This window comes from Rhodococcus sp. NPDC055112 (assembly GCF_053607505.1).
The window spans coordinates 39181-57921 of the sequence record NZ_JBSGTR010000009.1 but is presented as its reverse complement, the minus strand read 5'-3'; the positions used below and the strand labels follow the sequence as shown (position 1 = coordinate 57921).

Genomic DNA, 18741 nt, shown 5'->3' with positions numbered 1-18741 from the left:
CGGCTACTGCCCGAGCATCGCCTTCATCTGGTCGATCTCGGTCTTCTGACTGGCGATGATCTTCTTTGCCAGCTCCTTGACCTGCTCGCTCTGTCCGTCAGTCAGGATCGCGGACGAGGAATCCACCGCGCCCTGATGGTGGGCGATCATCATCTCCAGCCACGCCCGGTCGAAATCGGCTCCCGACGCCTGCTCGAGCTGCGTCATCTGCTCCGCCGTCATCATCCCGTCGCCGCCGTCCCCGTGGCCCATGTCGGCGTGGCTCATGTCTGCCGCCATCGTCGGCACGCCCCACTCGGTGAGCCACCCCGTCATCTGCACGATCTCGGGGTCCTGGGCGGCCTTGATCTGGCCTGCCAGTGCCAGCAGTTCGGCGTTGGCGGTGCGGCCCTCGGCCAGCGCCGCCATCTCCACGGCCTGCTGGTGGTGCGGGTTCATCATCTGCACCCACATGGTGTCGGCATTGTTGTGCGTGCCCGACGACGCGGACTGCGCCGAACTCGAGGTCATGGACGCCCCGCCCATCGAATCCATCGAGTGGCCGGATCCGGAGTCGTCGTTGGAGCAGCCCGCGATCAGGGCGACGGCGGCAGCGGCCGCGGCGATCAGGCCCGCGGTCTTGGTACGTGTGTTCATCATTCTTCCTTGGTCTTCCGAGTGGATCAGTGGCCGAACTGCGTCGAGCACGACGCAGTGGCCCTGTCAGACCCGCAGAAGGCACAAGGTGGCAAGGCGATTCGAGGTGGGCGCGGCAAACGGTGGCCCGCGACCGGTGTAGGTCACCGCGGACCGGCCGCGGCGGATGCGGGTGCCCGCGCCCGACGGGAGGCCGAACGCGATCACGGACATGGCCAGCAGCACCGCCGACAGCAGGACCGCGACGCAGGCATTGAGCATGTGATGGCCGCCGGTGTGGTCGGCGGGCCGCTGATCCGCGGGCGCGGCCGCATGGGCCGACGTCCCGGGATCCGACGCCGGCCGATCCGGTGCCATGGCGGTGGACTCGAATCCGGTCATAGCCCCGTGGGCTGTGACCGGGGCGCCCGCGTCGTGCGTGTCCGCCGCGGGCGCGCTGACCGCCGCCGTGGAACCGTGCGCCTGCACGGCCGCCGCCACGTGATGCATCGCCAGCAGGCCGCACACCAGCGCCCCGAGCAGCAGCGCGCACGACAGTGCGGCGCGCTGCGGGGCGAGGCGGAGCCGGTCCATGCCTAGACCATACCCTGCGGGGGTCAGGTAGTAAGCTCCAGCGGCCACCGTGCGGGTGCGGGCCCGAAGGCGTCGCGCGCGTTGTTGATCACGCCCTTGCCGATGACCCGGTTTCCGGTGCCGCCGATGGCGGCGCCGATGCCCGCGGGCACCAGCTTGCCGAGGATCAGAGCACTCCTGCGGGCCGCGTACTTGGTGACGAACTTGTGGATCAGCTTCCGGTTCATCCCCGACATGGTCTGCGCCGGGAGCCGATTGGTGATGAGCGAGCCCCAGTTCTTGGTGGTCGCGCCGACGGCCTTCTCCACGATCTCCATGCCCGAGGCGCCAAGGGCCACCGCGAGGACCAGCGCACGGCGCTGCTCGTGCTGTTGCACCGAGATGCCGTGCACCGAGGCGATCGCCAGCGTCAGCAAAGCCGAGGCCTCCAGGAAGAACGCCGACTCGGCGCCGACCGCCGCGATCGAGCCGACAGTTCCGATGCCGGGCACCGCAGCGGCCGCGCCCACCGCGCCGCCGCTGCCGGTCACCGCGGTGAGGAAGATCTTTTCCATTCGCTCGACGATCTGCTGAGGATTCTCGTCGGGGTGGGCGCGGCGAACCCGGTCCACGTACTTCTGGATCGCGGGTCCCTGCAGCTTGGCGCCGTTGTCGAGCAGCGACACGATGACCTGTTCGATGCGTCCCAGCTTGTCCGCCATGGTCTTCCCCTCCGTCACGGCCAGCACCGTCCGCGGCCGAACTCCTGTCCAACGGTCGGCCACGTCGTGTTTGTTCCTGGCCCGGGCACGTCATCCCTGGATGCGACGCAGATCACTGCCTACGCTGAGTTCATGACCGGGCACTCGGAGGGTAGACGGGCATCGCCTGCGCAGGCCCTGCGCCCGTTCGTCGGCCCCTACGAGGGCTATCGACTGGCCGGGTACGAGCCCGGCTCGCACCTTGGCCTGCCCACGCCGTACCTGACGGTGATCATCGCGCTCGACGCCCCGCTCGAACTCGCACGGATGTCCGAACCGCGGCAGCAGCCCGGCGCCTGGGGCACCCTCGCCAGCGGCCTGTCCACCGCGCCAGTGACGATCCGGCACGACGGCAACCAGCACGGTGTCCAGCTCGCCCTCACCCCGGCCGGTTCCAGGGCGCTCCTCGGCGTGCCCGCCGCCGAGCTCGGTGCCTGGGTCGTCGAGCTCGAGGACCTGCTCGGCGCCGACGCCACCGAGCTGAGCGACCGGATCGCGGCGCAGCCCTCCTGGGAAGCAAGGTTCGCGGTGCTCGACGAGGTGCTGTCCCGCCGCCTCGCCGCAGCCGAGATCGACCCGCACCTCGCGCACGCGTGGCAGCTACTGACGGCCGCCGACGGTGTGGTGCGGGTGGGCCAGGTGGCCCGCGAGATCGGTTGGAGCAGAAGGCACCTGGTCGGCCGGTTCGCCGCCGAGTTCGGGGTCAGTCCCAAGGAGGCGGCCAAGCTGGCCCGCTTCCACCGCTCGCATCAACTCCTGCGGAGCCGGCCGTCCATCTCGCTCGCCGACGCCGCGGTCCGGTGCGGCTTCTACGACCAGGCCCACCTGGCGCGGGATTGGCGGGACATCGTCGGGATCCCGCCCTCGAGATGGCGGGCCGAGGAGCTGTTCTCATTCATCCAAGCGGACCAGACGTCAGAAGGAGCAGTGTCGAGGGCATGACCGCACAGAAGACAGACACCACCACCGTCTGGCCCACGCTCAGCTACGCGAACGCGCGAGAGGCAATCGCGTTCCTCGTGAACGCCTTCGGGTTCATCGAGACCGCCGTCTACGGGGAGGGGGAGCGGGTCGACCACGCTCAGCTCGACTGGCCGGGCGGCGGCGGCATCATGCTCGGCTCGCAACGCCCCGACTCAGCCGTTGGTGACCTGCCGACGGGGGTCGGCTCGGTGTACATCGTCGTCACCGACCCCGACGCGCTGTACCGGCGCGCCGTCGACGCCGGGGCGACCATCGTGAAGGGGCTGACCGACGAGGATTACGGCTCGCGTGGGTTCACCTGCCGCGACCCCGAGGGCGTGTACTGGAGCTTCGGTACCTACAGAGGCGAATAGCCGGCACCGCCGGGGTGGGGAGAGCCGCCCAGGACCCAGTGATCGGCGGGGACCACCTCGTCGGGCTTCGGCGGATGCGGCGGCGTGCCGTCGCCGAACGGTCTGCCGCCCAACGATTCCCTCCCGTGCGGCTCGAGCCAGTTCGCGAGATCCGGCCCCTTGGGGATGATCTGGGTCGGGTTCACGTCGGAGTGCACCACGTAGTAGTGCTCCTTGATCTGCGCGAAGTCGATGGTGTCGCCGAAGCCAGGCGTCTGGAACAGGTCTCGCGCGTAGTCCCACAGCACGTGCATCTCGGTGAGCTTGCTGCGGTTGCACTTGAAGTGCCCGTGATAGACCGGATCGAACCGGACCAGGGTGGTGAACAGCCGGACATCTGCCTCGGTGATGGTGTCGCCCACCAGGAATCGCTGCGTCGCGAGGCGATGGGTCAGCCAGTCCAACCTCGCGAAGAGGCGGTCATAGGCTGCTTCGTACGACTCCTGTGTGCCTGCGAAACCGCAGCGGTACACGCCGTTGTTGACATCCTTGAACACCAGCTCGGCGACCTCGTCGATCTCCGGTCGCAGCGCCTCCGGGTACAGGTCGGGTGCGCCCTCGCGGTGGAACTGCTTCCACTCGGTCGAGAGGTCGAGGGTGATCTGCGGATAGTTGTTGGTCACGACCTGACCGGTCGGGATGTCGACGACCGCGGGCACCGTGATCCCGCGCGGATAGTCGGGGAAGCGCGCGAAGTAGGCGTCCTGCAGGCGCGGGATCTTCAGCACCGGGTCCACCCCGCTGGGATCGAGGTCGAAGGTCCAGCTCCGCTGGTCGTGCGTCGGCCCGCAGATGCCCATCGACAGGACGTCCTCGAGGCCGAGCAGGCGCCGCACGATGATGGCCCGGTTGGCCCACGGGCAGGCCCGCGCGACGACGAGGCGGTAGCGACCGGGCTCGACCGGGTAGGCGTCGCGGCCGTCCGCGGTGATCCGGGTGTTGATGTAGCGGGTGTCGCGGGTGAACTCCTGGCCCGCTTCGACGTACGAGCCGGTGGTGCTGTTCTCGTCGGTCACTGTTCATCAACTCCGTCGGCGGTGGGCAACAATTCACACGGTACTTCGCGGGAGCGTCGCCGCGGTATGGACGCCCAGCTCCTCGTAGCCCAGCGACGCGGCCATCCGGCGCGAGGCCGTGTTGCCGGGGTGGCTGCGCCACTGCGGGATCAGGCCGGCGTCGATCGCGTCGTTGGTCGTCAGCCGGGCCACCACGGCTCCGTGTCCGCGCCTGCGGTGATCCGGCGAGGTGAGCGCGCCCATGTGGGCCAGGATGCCCTGCCATTCCACGTATCCGGACGAGGACAGCGGCGTCCCGGCGTCGTCGACGAGCGTGAACCAGTTCCGCTTTCCGGTGAGGTCGGCCTCCGCAACGTCGTCGGGCGGGCAGGCCGACTGCAGGGCCAGCACGTGTTCGAGGTCGTGCGAGATCAGCGGGTCCTCGCGGCCGATCTCGGTGCCCACATCGGCGGCGAAGGACAGCAGTCGCGGGCCCGAACAGCTGCCACCGTGGTCCTTGGTGATCGTGAGCATCGTCGCGCCGTCGGTCAGCTCATCGTCGCTGTAGTGCTGCGCCCGTTCGATCGCCCAGCCCGGGCCCACCAGCGCGGTGGTCCCAGCCAGCCGGAGGAACCGGACCCGGTCGGAGGTCTGGTCCACCAGGAGCTGCCGGGTACCCGGCAGGGCCAGGCCACGGTCCGGCAGTCCCAGTTCCCTGGCCCAGGCCAGGGCGATGATGTCGATCTGATGGGCGTCCACCCTGGCCACGGTATCGGTCCCGGCGCTCGGCGCACGCCGGCCACAGCATCGCGGCCCAGCCCGCGACGACGAGCACCGCGGCGATCACGTCGCTCGGCCGGTGCCACTGGCAGATCATCACCGCGGATCCGGCCGCGGCGGCGGCCCCGCACATCAGCGCCGCCGCCGCGGACCGCGAGCCAGGGGTCAGGACCATCGCCAGCCCGACCGCCAGCGAGGTGAGCACGGTGACGTGCCCGCTGGGCAGCGTGTTCTGCGCGCCCCAGCCGAGATACGGCCGGTCGAGCAGCATCTTGACCGCCTGCGTGGTGAGGTTCGCGCCCGCGATCACCGCCAGCGCAACCATGATCGAGCGCGGCCGACGACGGATCAGCCCGATGAGGGCGATCACTCCGATCGCCGTGGCGATGAACGTCGCATTCACCGCGCCGAGCAGGGCGAAGCCCGCCTCGTGCCAGGAGTCGGGTGCGGCGTTCGCGGCGCGCATCGCCTGCTGGTCGACGAGCTGGCCGCCCTCGGTGGTGACGAACACCGAGTGCACGACCATCAGCGCGATCGCGCACATCGTCGCGATCGTCGCGCCCGGCATGAACCGCGGTACGCGGCCACGGGCCTTCGGCTTCGGGGTCCCCATTCGAACCAGCATGCCGCGCCCACATGAGAGCTCGGTGAGAAAAGCCGTTGCCGAAGTCAGTTCCACGCCGTATATTCCATCTGGACTAATTGGCGCGGAATAGGTGGGGGTGAACATGGCGGCCACGGCGTTGACGCCCCTCGGGATCACCGTGCTGGCGCTGCTGTTCGAGCGGCCCATGCATCCGTACGAGATGTACCAACTGCACGTGACGCGACGCGACGACCGGATCGTCAAGATCAGGCCGGGCTCGCTCTACCACACGGTGGAGCGGCTCGAACGCCAAGAACTGGTCGCCGTCGTCGGTACGGAGCGGGCAGGCAATCGCCCGGAGCGCACCACCTACTGCGTCACCGACGCCGGGCGTGCGGCGCTCACCCGGTGGGTGGGCGAGACCCTCTCGACCCCCAAACCGGAGTACCCGGCGTTCCCGCTGGCGCTCGCCGAGGCGCACAACCTCGGTGCCGACAGCGTGTGCGCCGCCATGGCCGAACGGATCGGCCTCGTGGAGAAGGACCTCGCCGAACTCGACGCGTTGCGCCAGGTGGCGGTGTCCAAAGAGATCCCGCGGGTGTTCTGGTTCGGCTTCGACTACCTGCGTGCTCTCGCGGTCACCGAGGTCGAGTGGCTGCGCGGGCTGATCGACGAGATAGAGAGCGGCGCACTGCCGTGGCACACCGACAAGCAACACTGCGAACTGGCGAAGGGCTGACACGTGACCGAGATCAACCAGAACGCCGAAATCAAACAGTGGCCCGCGCTCTGGGCTCTGTGTCTGGGCTTCTTCATGATTCTGGTGGACTCCACCATCGTCGCGGTCGCGAACCCCGCGATCATGGAGGACCTGCAGACCGACATCAACAGTGTCGTGTGGGTGACCAGCGCCTACCTGCTGGCCTACGCGGTCCCGTTGCTCATCACGGGCAGGCTCGGTGACCGCTTCGGTCCCAAGAACCTCTACCTGCTCGGGCTCACCCTGTTCACCGCGTCCTCGCTCTGGTGCGGTCTGTCCGGCAACATCGAGATGCTCATCGTCGCGCGCGTGTTCCAGGGCTTCGGTGCCGCGCTGATGACCCCGCAGACGATGGCCGTGATCACCCGGATCTTCCCGCCGGACAAGCGCGGAACCGCGATGGGACTGTGGGGCGCGGTCGCCGGTGTCGCCACCCTGGTCGGCCCGCTCGCGGGCGGTGTCCTGGTCGACGGACTCGGCTGGCAGTGGATCTTCATCGTCAACGTCCCGGTCGGCGTCATCGCCTTCTTCGCGGCGTGGCGGTTCGTGCCGTCGCTCGAGACCCATCAGCACCGTTTCGACATCCCCGGGGTGATCCTCAGTGCCGCGGGCATGTTCTTCCTGGTCTTCGGTCTGCAGGAGGGCAACACCTACGACTGGTCCGCGCTGGTCTGGCTGTCGATCGTCAGCGGCATGATCCTGCTCGCGGCCTTCATCTGGTACCAGTCGTGGAACAAGAACGAGCCACTGCTGCCGCTGGGACTGTTCAAGGACCGCAACTTCTCCCTGGCCAACATCGCGATCACGTCGATGGGCTTCTCGATCACCGCGATGGTGGTGCCGCTGATGTTCTACGCGCAGGCCGTCCGCGGGCTCTCGCCGACCGGTTCGGCGCTGCTGATGGTCCCGATGGCGGTGCTCACCGGCGCGCTGGCGCCGAACGTCGGCAAGCTGGTGGACCGGGTGCACCCGCGCTACATCGCCGCGCCCGGCTTCCTGATGCTCTCGATCTCGCTCGCGTGGCTCGCGATGGTGATGAAGCCGGACGTCGCGATCTGGGAGCTGTTGCTGCCCATCGCCCTGATGGGCGTCGCGAACGCCTTCATCTGGTCGCCGCTGGCGGCAACCGCCACCAGGAACCTGCCGATGAACGCGGCAGGAGCGGGCTCCGGCGTGTACAACACCACCCGGCAGGTCGGTGCGGTGCTCGGTAGTGCGGGCATCGGTGCCCTGATCACCTCGCGGCTGACCGCCAACGGCGTACCGACCGGCGGTGAGCACGAGGCAGGCGGCGCGATGCCGAGCTTCATCGTCGACGGGTTCAGCACCTCGATGGCGCAGGCAGTGCTGCTGCCCGCGGGTGTGTTGCTGATCGGTTTCGTTGCGTCGCTGTGCTTCTCGCGGCCGATCCGGGAAGGCGACCAGCCCCCGGTTGACGTCGGACAGGAGCGCGTCCAGGCCTAGGCCGCGCGGGCTCGGGTGTGGCAGGCTGACGCCATGACCGCGTCGTTCCCGCCTGCCAGCCCCGAGCCCGCCAAGCCGACCCGGCTGGAGCGCGTCACCACGGACGCCGGTGCCGAGATCGCCGTGCTGACCTTCGCGCACGGGCCGCTGAATCTGTTCGACAAGGCCATGTTCGACGCGATCACCGCCGACGTGGACGCGCTGAGCGCGGCCCCTCCGCGTGCGGTGCTGCTGCGCGCGGAGGGCAAGGTCGTCTCCGGCGGCGTCGATGTGCACGTCTTCGAGGGGTTGAGCACCGAGCAGGGCGCCGAGCTGTGGCGGACCCTGTTCGCGGAGATCATCCACCAGATCGAGGCCCTGCCCTGCCCGGTGGTGTACGCCGCGCACGGGCTGACGCTCACCGCCGCCTTCGAGATCGCGCTCGCCTGCGACATCATCCTCGCGGCGCCCAAGGCCAAGTTCGGTCTCGTCGAGACGGTGGTCGGGTTGACGCCGTCGATGGGCGGGCCGCAGCGGCTCGCCGAGCGCGCCGGGTCGGGCCGGGCCAGGGAACTGGTGATGACCGGCGATCTGTACGACGCCGCGACATTGGCCTCCTGGGGAGTCGTCAACGCGGTGCACGAGGATGTCGACGCGGCCTCCCGCGCCCTGGTCGCGAGGCTCGCGGACGGCCCGACCCGAGCGCACCACGCCACCAAGCAGATCATCGAGGCCTGGCGCTCCGGCGGTGTCGCACACGCGGACTCGATCACCCCCGAGGTCTCGGGCGAGCTGTTCGGCACCGAGGACCTCGCGGGCGCGGTCCGCAGCTTCCTCGACGTCGGACCGGGCAAGGCCACCTACACGGGGCGCTGAGCGCCGAGTCGGCTCGCGTCGGCGCGGTAGCGCCTAGGGTGAGCGGCATGTCTGATGAAGTGCTGCTCGAACGTCGTGGCCGCATCCTGGTCATCACCATCAATCGCCCGGAGGCGCGCAACGCGATCAACGCCGCGGTCAGCAACGGGCTCGCGGCCGCGGTCGACGAACTCGATGCCGACGCGGACCTTTCGCTCGCCGTCCTGACCGGCGCGGGGGGCAACTTCTGCGCGGGCATGGATCTCAAGGCGTTCGTCGCGGGCGAGAACGTGATCGCCCCCGGCAAGGGGCTCGGCTTCACCGAGGCGCCGCCCCGCAAGCCGATCATCTCCGCCGTCGAGGGATACGCACTCGCGGGCGGCACCGAGCTGGTGCTGGCGACGGACCTGGTGGTCGCGTCCTCGGAGGCCCGGTTCGGCATCCCCGAGGTCAAGCGCGGACTGGTCGCCGCCGGCGGCGGTCTGCTGCGGCTGCCGAAGCGGATCCCGTATCAGAAGGCGCTCGAATTGGCGCTCACCGGAGACAGTTTCACCGCGGAGGAGGCGCACGGTTACGGCTTCGTCAACCGGCTGACCGAACCGGGCAAGGCGCTCGACGGTGCGCTGGAGCTGGCCGAGCGGATCACCGCGAACGGTCCGCTGGCGGTCGCCGCCACCAAGGAGGTGATCGTCAAGTCGTCCGGCTGGACCGACGAGGAGGCGTTCACCCGGCAGCTGGAGCTGATGGGGCCGGTATTCGCCTCGGAGGACGCGCAGGAGGGGGCGATCGCCTTCGCGCAGAAGCGCGCTCCGGTCTGGAAGGGCCGATAGGGGTGCGTCCGCGTCGGGTGGCCGCGCTGTCGGCACTCGTGCTGGTGGCCGGGCTGCTCGGTGGGTGCGCCACGCAGGAACAGGATTCGGTGAGGGAGCCCGCGGACGTCGCGGCCGACGGCTACGTCTACGGCTATGCGCCGATCGCCCTGGCCCGGACCCGGGCCAACATGATCTGCCTGCTGCCGGTCAACCAGCTCTACAGCCAGTCGGCCATGTCGGGGCCGGAGACCAGGGTGGTCGTCGCCCCGAACGCGGACACCCTGTACTCGATCGCCTGGCTCGACCTCCGGTCCGGCCCGGTGCTGCTGACCCATCCCGAGATGGGGGAGCGGTACTTCGATTTCCAGTTGCTCGACATGTACACCAACGTGTTCGGCAACATCGGCACCAGGGAGACCGGGCAGGCGGCGGGCTCGCACGTGATCGTGCCGCCCGGATGGCACGGAGAGACGCCAGCGGGCGCCGCGGTGATCGAGTCGCCCACCTGGGATGCCTGGGTGATCGGGCGCACCCTGGTGGAGTCCGATGCTGACCTGGCAGCCGCCCGGGCCGTCCAGCAGCAGTACAAGATGACGGTGCTCGGCTCCCCGATCCCGGACGCGCCGCCGCCGCTGCCGCCGACCGACTGCGGCAACAACCCGGCGCCGCAGGCGATCGCGGGGTCCGGCCCGAAATTCTTCGACGAGCTGTCCGCGATCCTCGCGGCGAATCCGCCGCCCGAGGCGGACGCGCCGATGCTCGAGCAGCTCGCAACCCTCGGGGTGACGCCCGGCGCGACCCCCAGCGGCGGCGAACCGGACGACGTGGCGGCCCTGGCGGCGGGCGTGGTCCGCGGGGACAAGCAGATCGTCGGGCTCGCCAGCACCTCGTTCGGCGGCGAGGGCCCGTGGAGCTCGCTGCAGGACGCGGGCCGGTACGGCACCGACTACCTGCACCGCGCCGGGGTCGCGAAGATCGGACTCGGGGCGAACGTGCCCGAGGAGTCGATGTACCACGTCGCCAGGACCGACTCGGGTGGCGCCGCGCTGCGCGGAGACGGTGGCGGCTATCGGCTGCACTTCCCGGCGGGCGGGCTGCCGCCGATCGACGAGCGCGGCTTCTGGTCCGTCACCCTGTACGGACCGGACATGTTCTTCGTGGCGAACCCGTTGGGCCGCTATGCGATCGGTGACCGCACCCCAGGACTGGTTCGTGGCGCCGACGGCTCCCTCGACCTCTGGATCGGGGCCGAGCCGCCCACGTCCGGTCCGTCCAACTGGTTGCCCGCCCCGCCCGGCGAGTTCGTCCTCATGCTGCGCTCCTACCTGCCGACCGATCAGGCGTGGATGCCGCCGGGTCCGGAACCGGCGCGCTGACGCGGGATACTGGACGCCTGACGACCTCAGGAGGACACCGTGTCGACCCCGCTCGCCGAGCTGCACATGCACATCGAGGGATCCCTCGAGCCGGAGCTGATCTTTGCGCTCGCCGAGCGCAACAAGGTGGAGTTGCCCTACCGGGACCTCGATGACCTGCGCGGACGCTACGAGTTCAGCGACCTGCAGTCCTTCCTGGACCTCTACTTCGCGAACATGGCGGTGTTGCGGACCGAGCAGGACTTCGCCGACCTGGCCCGCGCCTACTTCGCGCGTGCGGCGGCGGGCGGGGTCCGGCACGCGGAGATCTTCTTCAACCCGCAGGCGCACACGCTCCGCGGGGTGCCGCTGCGCGCGGTCCTCGACGGGCTGGCCGATGCCGTCCGCACCAGCGAGGCCGAATTCGGGGTGTCCAGCGACCTGATCGCGGCCGTGCTCCGGGACCGGCCGGTGCCCGAGGCCGAGGCGATGCTGGACGAGGTGCTCCGGCTGGACGTCCCGGTTCTCGGTCTCGGCCTGGACTCCGCCGAGGTCGGCTATCCGCCGTCGCTGTTCGTTGACGTGTTCGCGCGGGCGCGGGCGAACGGGCTGCACACCGTGGCCCACGCGGGGGAGGAGGGTCCGCCCGACTACATCTGGCAGGCGCTGGATCTGCTCGAGGTGGAGCGGATCGACCACGGCGTGCGGTGCCTGGAGGACGAGGCCCTGATCTCGCGGCTCGTGGACGAGCAGATCCCCCTGACCGTCTGCCCGCTGTCGAACGTGCGGCTGAAGGTTGTCGACACCCTGGCCGAGCATCCGCTGCGCCGCATGCTCGAGGCGGGACTGCTGGTCACGGTGAACTCCGACGACCCCGCCTACTTCGGCGGGTACGTCGACGACAACTTCGCGCGGCTGCAGGCGGAGCTCGGGCTCACCGAGCAGGAACGGGAAACCCTGGCCCGCAATTCCATCCGGGCCTCGTTCGCCTCCCCGGAACGGAAGGCGCAGCTCACTGAACTGTGAGTGTGTCGTACCCCCATCGGGGTACGACACACTCGCGGGCGCGGATCACCGCTATCCCAGGACCTGGCGCAGGTAGGCGTTGTCGAACACCCGGGCCGGGTCGTACTTGTCCCGCACCGACCGGAACTCGTCGAAGTGCGCGTAGGTCGGCTGCAGATCCGCCGCGGTGCGCGAGTGCAGCTTGCCCCAGTGCGGTCGTCCGTCGACGGCGCGGGCGATCGACTCGACGGCATTGAAGTACTCGCTGTGATCACGACGGTGGTACTGGTGCACGGCGATGTAGGCGGAGTCGCGGCCGTTCGCGGTCGACAGCCAGACGTCGTCGGCCGCGGCGAACCGGACCTCGACAGGGAAGGCGACCCGGAAGTCGGACTTCTGCAGCCAGCCGTCGATCTCGCGGAGCGTCTCGGGGAGCGCCTCGGCGGGGATCGCGTACTCCATCTCGCGGAACCGCACCCGCCGCGGGGAGGCGAACACCGCGTAGTTGCGGTCGGTGAACTCGCGCGCCGAGAGCGCCCGTGCGGCGACGTTGTTGATCCGGGGGATCGCGGCAGGGAACCGGGTGGCGACCCGGTTGACGCCCTCGAACAGGGTGTTGGAGAGCAGCTCGTCGTCGATGTAGCCGCGGATCTTGTTGACGGGGGTGAGCGGGGTGTCGCCGGGCAGCCGGGTGTTGTGCTTGGTCAGCACCCGGTCGGTGTGCGGGAACCAGTAGAACTCGAAGTGGTCGACGCTGTGGGCGTGCTCGTCGATCCGTCCCATGACCTCGCTCAGCCGCGCGGGCGCCTCGACCGCGCGCATGGCGTAGGCGGGCTCGCACAGCAGCGTCATCGACGCGATGACGCCGAGCGCCCCGAGGCCGAGCCGCGCGGCGTTGAACAGTTCCGCGTTCTCCTCGGCGGAACAGTTCATCACCGAGCCGTCCGCCAGCACGATCTGCAGCCCGCGGACCTGGGTGGCCAGGCCCCCGAAACGGGCGCCCGTGCCGTGGGTGCCGGTCGAGATGGCGCCCGCGATGGACTGCACGTCGATGTCGCCGAGGTTCGTCATCGCGAGACCCAGAGACCACAATGTGGGATTGAGTTCGTTCAGTCTGGTGCCCGCGAGGACCGTGACGAGGGCGCCAGACGGTTCGACCGGGACCACGGACTGGATCCCCGTAAGGTTGTCCAGGCTGATCTGCACGCCGTCGGTGACGGCGACGGGAGTGAAGGAATGTCCGGCACCAACGCACTTGACGTGCAAGCCTTCAGCTGCGGCGCGGGTGATCTCGTCACTCAGTTCCGCGACAGTCGCGGGTGCAGCGAGGCGGGTGGGTCGGGCGCTGGCGCAGCCGGCCCAGTTCTGCCAGAAATGTGATTCCATTCACTCATAATCTACTGGACGATCGTCCAGGTCAACACCTTCTACGGAACTGGCTCCGGCGTTCTAGGATCGGCAGATGCTGAATCGGCTTCCTGCGGAAGAACGTCGCGCCCAACTCGTCGAGTCTGCGATGGGTATCGCGGAGCGCACCGGGATCAATTCCGTCACCATTCGTGCCGTCGCCGAGGAGGCAGGGGTCTCGCTCGGGGTGGTCCACTACTGCTTCGAGAACAAGGAGGCGCTGGTCGCCGCCATGGGTGAGGCCCTCGTTCTCCAGCTGAGCAGTGCGTTGCGGTACGCATTCGGCACTGCGCAGGGTGAGGGCGACCAGAGCGGCCTGCGCGGCCTACGCGAGGTGTTGCACAGCGGCCTGTCCAATATGTGGCCGCTCATCGAGATGACGCCCAACCGGCAGCTGCTCACCTACGAGATCACCGCGTACGGGCTCAGGCAGCAGGCCGCGGGCGCCGAGCTCGCCGGGTCCATCGCTTCCCTGCAGTACCGGACCATGGACGTCGAGGCGACCGCCTTCCTCGAGGAGACGGCCCGGTACACGGGGACCAACTGGACCGAGCCGGTCGAGCACATCGCCCGCTTCTGCCTCGCGGTCATCGACGGCATCGTGCTGCGGTGGCTCGTCGACCGTGACGGTGAGGCCGTGATCGCTCAGCTCGACGACGCGGTGCAGATGATCGCCATGAAGGCGGTCGAGCCGGAATCCGAGCAGAGCTAAACCTGGACACTCGTCCAACTGAGTGGTTGACTCTGGCCATGACCTCGACCCGCGAACGGCTGGACTCCTACGCCATGACCTCCACCCGCGAACGGCTGGACGCCGCTACCCGTGAACTCGATCCGCCGCTGGCCGCGGTGGACCTCGGCACGCTGCGCACCAACGCCGCGGACCTCGTCCGGCGCGCCGGTGGCACCCCGGTCCGGGTGGCCAGCAAGTCGGTTCGCTGCCGGGCGGTGCTCGAGGAGACGCTGGGCTCGGGGCTCACCGCGCAGGGCGGATTCCGCGGCATCATGTCCTACTCGCTGCGCGAGGCGATCTGGCTGGTGCGGCTCGGCGCGCGCGACGTGCTGATGGGATACCCCACCGTGGACCGGGGCGCGCTCGCCGAGCTCGCCTCCGACCCGCTGCTGCTCGAGTCGATCACGCTGATGGTCGACAACTCGACCCAGCTCGACGTGCTGCACGACGCGGCGGGCAGCACCTCGGTGCCTGCCCGGGTGTGCCTCGACATCGACGCCTCGCTGCGGGTCGGCCCGGTCCATCTCGGTGTTCGGCGGTCGCCGCTGCGGACCCCCGACGAGGCCGCGGCCGTCGCCCGCGAGGCCAAGCGCCGCGGGTTCGTGGTGGTGGGCGTGATGTTCTACGAGGCGCAGATCGCGGGCCTGCCGGACACCAGCGCGCCGGTCCGGCTGGTCAAGCGCGCCTCCGCGGCCGAGCTCGCGACCAGGCGCTCGGCGGTCGTGGATGCCGTCACCGCCACCGTCGGCGAGCTGCAGATCGTCAACAGCGGCGGCACCGGCTCGCTCGAGGTCAGCTCCGCCGACAGTTCGGTCACCGAGGTGACGGCCGGTTCCGGGTTGTACGTGCCGACGCTCTTCGACCGGTACAACGCGTTCACCCCGCGCCCGTCGGTGTACTTCGCGCTGTCCGCGGTCCGCAAGCCGACGCCCCGCATCGTCACCCTGTTCGGCGGCGGCTACATCGGGTCCGGCCCCGCCGGCCCCACGCGGGTGCCGACCCCCGTCTGGCCCGCGGGCCTCAAGCTCACCAGGAACGAGGGCGCAGGCGAGGTCCAGACCCCGGTGACCGGCGATCCGGCCGCGGCTCTTCGGATCGGGGACCGCGTCTGGTTCCGGCATGCCAAGGCCGGTGAGCTCTGCGAGCGGTTCAACGAGCTGCACCTCGTCGAGGCCGACGGGACCCGCACCACGGTGCCCACCTTCCGCGGCGAGGGGCAGTGCTTCGGCTAGAGGTGTGTCCGCATAAAGGCGCCGAGCTCGGTCAGTCCGGCGGGAGTGGTCGGTAGGTAGTGGGTCAGTGCCGGGGAGCGGACGATCACGGCGCGCCACTTGCCGCGGGAGAGGGCCACGTTGAGTCGGTTCCTGGATAACAGGAAGCCCATGCCTCGGGGAACCTCGTCGGCCGAGGACGCCGTCATCGACATCAGCACCACCGCGGCTTCCCGGCCCTGGAACTTGTCGACGGTGCCGACGAGGACCTCGTCGAGCCCCGAGTCGCCGAGGGTCCGTCGGAGCAGGCTCACCTGGGCGTTGAAGGGGGCGACGACGAGGATGTCCGACTGCGCGAGCGGACGGGTGTCCTCGCCGGCACCGGGTGTCCACGGGGTGCCGAGCAACGCGCGCACCTCCGCCGCGATGGCCTCGGCTTCCTCGACCGACTCCGTTGAGTTGCCGTGGTGCTCGGCGTACAGGGCCACCACGCCGGGTTCCACGCCTGCGAGGGCGCGGGCGGTGGTGGCCGGCTCCTGCGAGTGCAGCCGTCCGTCGTAGGACAGGTCCGAGACCGCCGAGCACACCGCTGGGTGCATCCGCCAGGTCCGGTCCAGGAAGTAGCCGAGCTCCGGCGGCAGTGCGCCGTGACCCTCCGCCAACCAGCCGAGGGCCGAGGTGTCCACCGGCTCCGGATGGGTGCCCTGGCTGACCTGGGGCAACTGCTGAGGGTCGCCCAGCAGTAGCAGGTTGCGTGCGGAGATCGCCACCGCGACGGTGTTGGCGAGCGAGAACTGACCGGCCTCGTCGACCACCAGCAGGTCCAGGCTGCCCGCGGGAACCCGGGCGGTGTGCGCGAGATCCCATGCGGTCCCGCCGATCACGCAGCCCGTCGGCTCGTGCTCGGTGAGGAAGGCCGCGAGTCCGCTGGACTCGACCTTCGTCCACGCCGGGTTCTCGGCCAGGCCGGAACCGGGCTTCTTCGCGACCCGCTCGCCGGGCACCCCGGCGCGCACGATCCCATCGAGCATGTTCTCGACCACCGAATGTGATTGGGCGACAACGCCGATTCGCCAGCCGTGCCGGTTCACCAGCTCGGCGACCACCGCGGCGCCGGTGTGGGTCTTGCCGGTGCCGGGTGGCCCCTGCACCGCGAGGTAGGAGTCGTCGAGGTCGCGCAGTGCAGCGATGATCGCGGCGGCCTTGTGGTCCGGGTCGGCCACGGGGAGCGGATTGCCGGAGCGCGTGCGGGGCGGGACCCGGCGCAGCACGTCAACGGCAGCCGAGGCGGGCATCGACGGCAGGGCCGCGGCCATCGCGGCGGCCTGCTCGGCGATCGCGGCTTCGATGGCCACCGTCCGGACCGGCTGGCCGGGGGCCAGGGCCATCGGTAGGACGGCGTGCGGGCCGGTGCCGGTCGGCTCGAGTTCCTCCACGACGGCCACCTCGCGCGGCTCGCCGTCGGGCCCGTCCTCCTCCGCGAGCGCGAGGACCGTGACGAGGACGGCGCCGCGGGTACGCGGGTCGTCGGAGCCGATCCCGGTGCCCTGCTCGTAGAGCGCGTACAACTGGTCACCGACGCGCACCGTCGTGCCTGCGCCCCAGTGTCCGGCGAGGCGAACGTGCCTGCGCTGCTTGCGTTGCCGCGGGGTGCTCTTGTGCCACTCGACGGGCACCTCGGCCCGCTCGGCCACCAGGACGTCGGCGGAGTCCGCCCACTCGTCCTCGGGCTGGACGAGCCGGTCGAAGTGCGCCCACCAGAACGGTTTGCGCTCGCGTCGGTGGTAGCCGACCGCGGCGGCCATCAGGGCTGCGGCCCGCTGGTCGTCGGTGCGCTCTCCCGGCAGGGCGTCGCCGACATGGTCGCGGAGTGCGGTCTCGGCCGCGCTCGCCTCCTCGACGGGCGCCGAGAGCACCTGCTGCGCCGGGTGCGGCTGCACTCCGTGCTCGGCCGCGACGGCCCGCAGCCAGTCCCGCAGCCGCAGCGTGGAGACGCAGTCGTACTCGTTGTAGTCGGCGATCTCCTTCAGGAGCTCCTGTGCCTCGCGCTCGCGCCCCGCGTCGCGCAGCGCGCAGTAGTCCGCGTAGGCGACGATCGAGGCGGCGGCGTTGGTCACGTCGCCGTCGCGCAGCTGCTTGCCCATGTACAGGGGTTCGAGCTTCTTGATCGAGTACGACGAGGCGCCGACCCGGACCGCGCCGCGGACCAACGGGTACAGGTCGACCAGCACGTTCTCCCGCAACAGCGTGTCCACCGATTCCTCGCCGACGCCGTAGCGGCCCGCCAGCCGTAGCAGAGCGGTCTTCTCGTAGGCCGCGTAGTGGTAGACGTGCATGCCGGGGAAACGCTTGCGGCGCTCGGCGACGTAGTCGAGGAAGTCGAGCAGGGCGCGGCGTTCCTGGGCGCGGTCGTGCGCCCAGAACGGGCGGAAGGTCCCGTCGGTCTCCGTCACGCCGAACAAGTACTCGAGGCCCCAGTCGGTGGATCCGTCCTCCGCCCACAGCGGATCGCCCTCGAAGTCGAAGAAGATGTCGCCCGGGTCGGGCTCCGGGACGGCGGCAAGCGCGCTCGCGCCGTCGATCACCTCGTACACCGGGGTGTGCGAGCGCTCCTGCCGGACCTGTGCGGCGGCCTGGGCCTGCAGTCCGCCGAAGGTGCGCGCGCTCATACCCTCGACCGGCTCGGTGCGGTCGGCGAGGGCGTCGAGGTCGACGACGCCACCGCGAATCAGCTTTTCCCGCTGCGAGAATCGCATCCCGGCCACCAGCAGCAGGTCCCGGGTCCGCACGATCTCCGGCGTGCACTGCTCGCACCGGCCGCAGCCGCGGTAGCGCGAATCGGACCAGGCCACCGGCGCCTGCTCGCGGTGGTGCCCGTCGAGGACCCGGACCAGCTCGTCGCGACGCTGTCGGAATACCGGGGCGATGTCTCCCAGCGCGAAGTCCGCGGTGCTGTGATCGCCGAGGACCAGCGTGGCGTGCGGCGCGGCGGGGACCCCGTCGGCAGTCAGCGCGTCCGCGTAGGCCGCCAACTGCAGCAGGGCGGTGACCTTGGCGTGGCGCGAGAGCTTGGTGTCGACCACCACGTACCGGTCGCCCTCACGCACCAGGAAGTCGCAGAAACCGAGGAAGCGTCCGTCGAAGAAGGTGCCCTGGTAGATCACGTCCGCACCGGACCGGGCCGCTGCCACCGTCGCCTTGTTCGCCCGGGTCAGTTCCTCCCAGTCCAGGCGCGGTCGGTCGATCCGCACCACGCCGTCCCCGAAGCGCTCGACGTACCGGTCGAGCTGACGCTGTTCGTGCGCGTCGCCGAGCTCGGACGTCCGGGCCAGCATCGGGTCCGTCCGGTCGGCGCCTGCCGGTTCGATCCGCCCCAGCTTCGCGTCGAGCCTGCGCAGCAGCGCGTACTCGCACTCCGCGGCCTGGGACAAGTCGCTGGCGCTGAAGATCAACACGTCGTCGAGGAGGAACACG

Annotated in this window: 18 protein-coding genes; 10 read left to right on the top strand and 8 right to left on the bottom strand. The window is 70.0% G+C overall.

Annotated features, from left to right (window positions below; all coding sequences use genetic code 11):
• Positions 1-3: 3 nt before the first annotated feature.
• From ACWFRB_RS07155 to ACWFRB_RS07145, 3 genes are all read right to left on the bottom strand, one after another.
• On the bottom strand, positions 4-636 hold the full coding sequence (locus ACWFRB_RS07155; RefSeq protein WP_452639839.1) for a DUF305 domain-containing protein: 633 nt from the start codon (positions 634-636) through the stop codon (positions 4-6).
• 66 nt (positions 637-702) lie between these two features.
• Positions 703-1209: a hypothetical protein gene (locus ACWFRB_RS07150; protein WP_452639837.1), complete on the bottom strand. Its 507-nt coding sequence runs from the start codon at positions 1207-1209 to the stop codon at positions 703-705.
• A 23-nt stretch (positions 1210-1232) separates the two neighbouring features.
• Positions 1233-1910 carry a hypothetical protein gene (locus ACWFRB_RS07145; protein WP_452639942.1) on the bottom strand — a complete coding sequence of 226 codons (678 nt, stop codon included), beginning with the start codon at positions 1908-1910 and terminating at the stop codon, positions 1233-1235.
• Between the two features lie 132 nt (positions 1911-2042).
• On the opposite strand from ACWFRB_RS07145, the gene ACWFRB_RS07140 reads away from it, so the two are divergent.
• A complete protein-coding gene (locus tag ACWFRB_RS07140; RefSeq protein ID WP_452639835.1) occupies positions 2043-2891 on the top strand; it encodes a helix-turn-helix domain-containing protein in 849 nt (282 codons plus the stop codon).
• Complete coding sequence (locus ACWFRB_RS07135; RefSeq protein ID WP_452639833.1) at positions 2888-3286, top strand: VOC family protein; 399 nt, start codon at positions 2888-2890, stop codon at positions 3284-3286. Before ACWFRB_RS07140 ends, ACWFRB_RS07135 begins: the two co-directional genes overlap by 4 nt.
• Here ACWFRB_RS07135 and ACWFRB_RS07130 read toward each other — a convergent pair.
• Genes ACWFRB_RS07130 through ACWFRB_RS07120 form a run of 3 tightly spaced genes read right to left on the bottom strand, consistent with a single transcriptional unit; the run spans position 3271 to position 5713 of the window.
• Entirely contained in the window at positions 3271-4341 is a 1071-nt protein-coding gene (locus ACWFRB_RS07130) for a glutathione S-transferase family protein (RefSeq protein ID WP_452639832.1), read from the bottom strand. The genes ACWFRB_RS07135 and ACWFRB_RS07130 overlap by 16 nt on opposite strands.
• A gap of 33 nt (positions 4342-4374) precedes the next feature.
• Positions 4375-4923, bottom strand: coding sequence for a GNAT family N-acetyltransferase (locus ACWFRB_RS07125; protein ID WP_452639831.1), 549 nt, complete (start codon positions 4921-4923; stop codon positions 4375-4377).
• Positions 4874-5713, bottom strand: coding sequence for a phosphatase PAP2 family protein (locus ACWFRB_RS07120; protein ID WP_452639830.1), 840 nt, complete (start codon positions 5711-5713; stop codon positions 4874-4876). The genes ACWFRB_RS07125 and ACWFRB_RS07120 overlap by 50 nt, the downstream gene beginning before the upstream one ends.
• A gap of 115 nt (positions 5714-5828) precedes the next feature.
• Here ACWFRB_RS07120 and ACWFRB_RS07115 point away from each other — a divergent pair, with 115 nt between their 5' ends.
• From ACWFRB_RS07115 to ACWFRB_RS07090, 6 genes are all read left to right on the top strand, one after another.
• Positions 5829-6425 carry a PadR family transcriptional regulator gene (locus tag ACWFRB_RS07115; protein WP_452639828.1) on the top strand — a complete coding sequence of 199 codons (597 nt, stop codon included), beginning with the start codon at positions 5829-5831 and terminating at the stop codon, positions 6423-6425.
• A gap of 75 nt (positions 6426-6500) precedes the next feature.
• Positions 6501-7910, top strand: coding sequence for an MFS transporter (locus tag ACWFRB_RS07110; RefSeq protein ID WP_452639940.1), 1410 nt, complete (start codon positions 6501-6503; stop codon positions 7908-7910).
• A gap of 33 nt (positions 7911-7943) precedes the next feature.
• Positions 7944-8765 (top strand): enoyl-CoA hydratase/isomerase family protein, encoded by an 822-nt coding sequence (locus tag ACWFRB_RS07105; RefSeq protein WP_452639827.1) that lies wholly within the window; start codon positions 7944-7946, stop codon positions 8763-8765.
• Positions 8766-8812: 47 nt separating this feature from the next.
• Positions 8813-9574: a crotonase/enoyl-CoA hydratase family protein gene (locus ACWFRB_RS07100; RefSeq protein WP_027502924.1), complete on the top strand. Its 762-nt coding sequence runs from the start codon at positions 8813-8815 to the stop codon at positions 9572-9574.
• A 2-nt stretch (positions 9575-9576) separates the two neighbouring features.
• Positions 9577-10932, top strand: coding sequence for a DUF1254 domain-containing protein (locus ACWFRB_RS07095; RefSeq protein WP_452639826.1), 1356 nt, complete (start codon positions 9577-9579; stop codon positions 10930-10932).
• A gap of 39 nt (positions 10933-10971) precedes the next feature.
• Complete coding sequence (locus ACWFRB_RS07090; RefSeq protein ID WP_452639824.1) at positions 10972-11937, top strand: adenosine deaminase; 966 nt, start codon at positions 10972-10974, stop codon at positions 11935-11937.
• Positions 11938-11988: 51 nt separating this feature from the next.
• Here the strand turns inward: ACWFRB_RS07090 and ACWFRB_RS07085 are convergent, their stop codons facing one another.
• Positions 11989-13302: a D-arabinono-1,4-lactone oxidase gene (locus ACWFRB_RS07085; RefSeq protein WP_452639822.1), complete on the bottom strand. Its 1314-nt coding sequence runs from the start codon at positions 13300-13302 to the stop codon at positions 11989-11991.
• A 76-nt stretch (positions 13303-13378) separates the two neighbouring features.
• On the opposite strand from ACWFRB_RS07085, the gene ACWFRB_RS07080 reads away from it, so the two are divergent.
• Both ACWFRB_RS07080 and ACWFRB_RS07075 read left to right on the top strand, forming a co-directional pair.
• Positions 13379-14035 carry a TetR/AcrR family transcriptional regulator gene (locus ACWFRB_RS07080; protein WP_452639820.1) on the top strand — a complete coding sequence of 219 codons (657 nt, stop codon included), beginning with the start codon at positions 13379-13381 and terminating at the stop codon, positions 14033-14035.
• A gap of 74 nt (positions 14036-14109) precedes the next feature.
• Positions 14110-15288 carry an amino acid deaminase/aldolase gene (locus ACWFRB_RS07075; protein WP_452639939.1) on the top strand — a complete coding sequence of 393 codons (1179 nt, stop codon included), beginning with the start codon at positions 14110-14112 and terminating at the stop codon, positions 15286-15288.
• Here the strand turns inward: ACWFRB_RS07075 and ACWFRB_RS07070 are convergent.
• On the bottom strand, positions 15285-18740 hold the full coding sequence (locus tag ACWFRB_RS07070; RefSeq protein ID WP_452639819.1) for a TM0106 family RecB-like putative nuclease: 3456 nt from the start codon (positions 18738-18740) through the stop codon (positions 15285-15287). The two genes, ACWFRB_RS07075 and ACWFRB_RS07070, sit on opposite strands and share 4 nt — an antisense overlap.
• Position 18741: the final 1 nt, after the last annotated feature.

Excerpts from the sequence above, each read along its gene's own strand:
- ACWFRB_RS07150 (WP_452639837.1), bottom strand. The coding sequence starts at position 1,209 with ATGGACCGGCTCCGCCTCGCCCCGCAGCGCGCCGCACTGTCGTGCGCG.
- ACWFRB_RS07135 (WP_452639833.1), top strand. The coding sequence starts at position 2,888 with ATGACCGCACAGAAGACAGACACCACCACCGTCTGGCCCACGCTCAGC.
- ACWFRB_RS07100 (WP_027502924.1), top strand. The coding sequence starts at position 8,813 with ATGTCTGATGAAGTGCTGCTCGAACGTCGTGGCCGCATCCTGGTCATC.
- ACWFRB_RS07085 (WP_452639822.1), bottom strand. The coding sequence starts at position 13,302 with ATGGAATCACATTTCTGGCAGAACTGGGCCGGCTGCGCCAGCGCCCGA.
- ACWFRB_RS07140 (WP_452639835.1), top strand. The coding sequence starts at position 2,043 with ATGACCGGGCACTCGGAGGGTAGACGGGCATCGCCTGCGCAGGCCCTG.
- ACWFRB_RS07120 (WP_452639830.1), bottom strand. The coding sequence starts at position 5,713 with ATGGGGACCCCGAAGCCGAAGGCCCGTGGCCGCGTACCGCGGTTCATG.
- ACWFRB_RS07145 (WP_452639942.1), bottom strand. The coding sequence starts at position 1,910 with ATGGCGGACAAGCTGGGACGCATCGAACAGGTCATCGTGTCGCTGCTC.
- ACWFRB_RS07155 (WP_452639839.1), bottom strand. The coding sequence starts at position 636 with ATGAACACACGTACCAAGACCGCGGGCCTGATCGCCGCGGCCGCTGCC.
- ACWFRB_RS07115 (WP_452639828.1), top strand. The coding sequence starts at position 5,829 with ATGGCGGCCACGGCGTTGACGCCCCTCGGGATCACCGTGCTGGCGCTG.
- ACWFRB_RS07105 (WP_452639827.1), top strand. The coding sequence starts at position 7,944 with ATGACCGCGTCGTTCCCGCCTGCCAGCCCCGAGCCCGCCAAGCCGACC.
- ACWFRB_RS07110 (WP_452639940.1), top strand. The coding sequence starts at position 6,501 with ATGATTCTGGTGGACTCCACCATCGTCGCGGTCGCGAACCCCGCGATC.
- ACWFRB_RS07080 (WP_452639820.1), top strand. The coding sequence starts at position 13,379 with ATGCTGAATCGGCTTCCTGCGGAAGAACGTCGCGCCCAACTCGTCGAG.
- ACWFRB_RS07075 (WP_452639939.1), top strand. The coding sequence starts at position 14,110 with ATGACCTCCACCCGCGAACGGCTGGACGCCGCTACCCGTGAACTCGAT.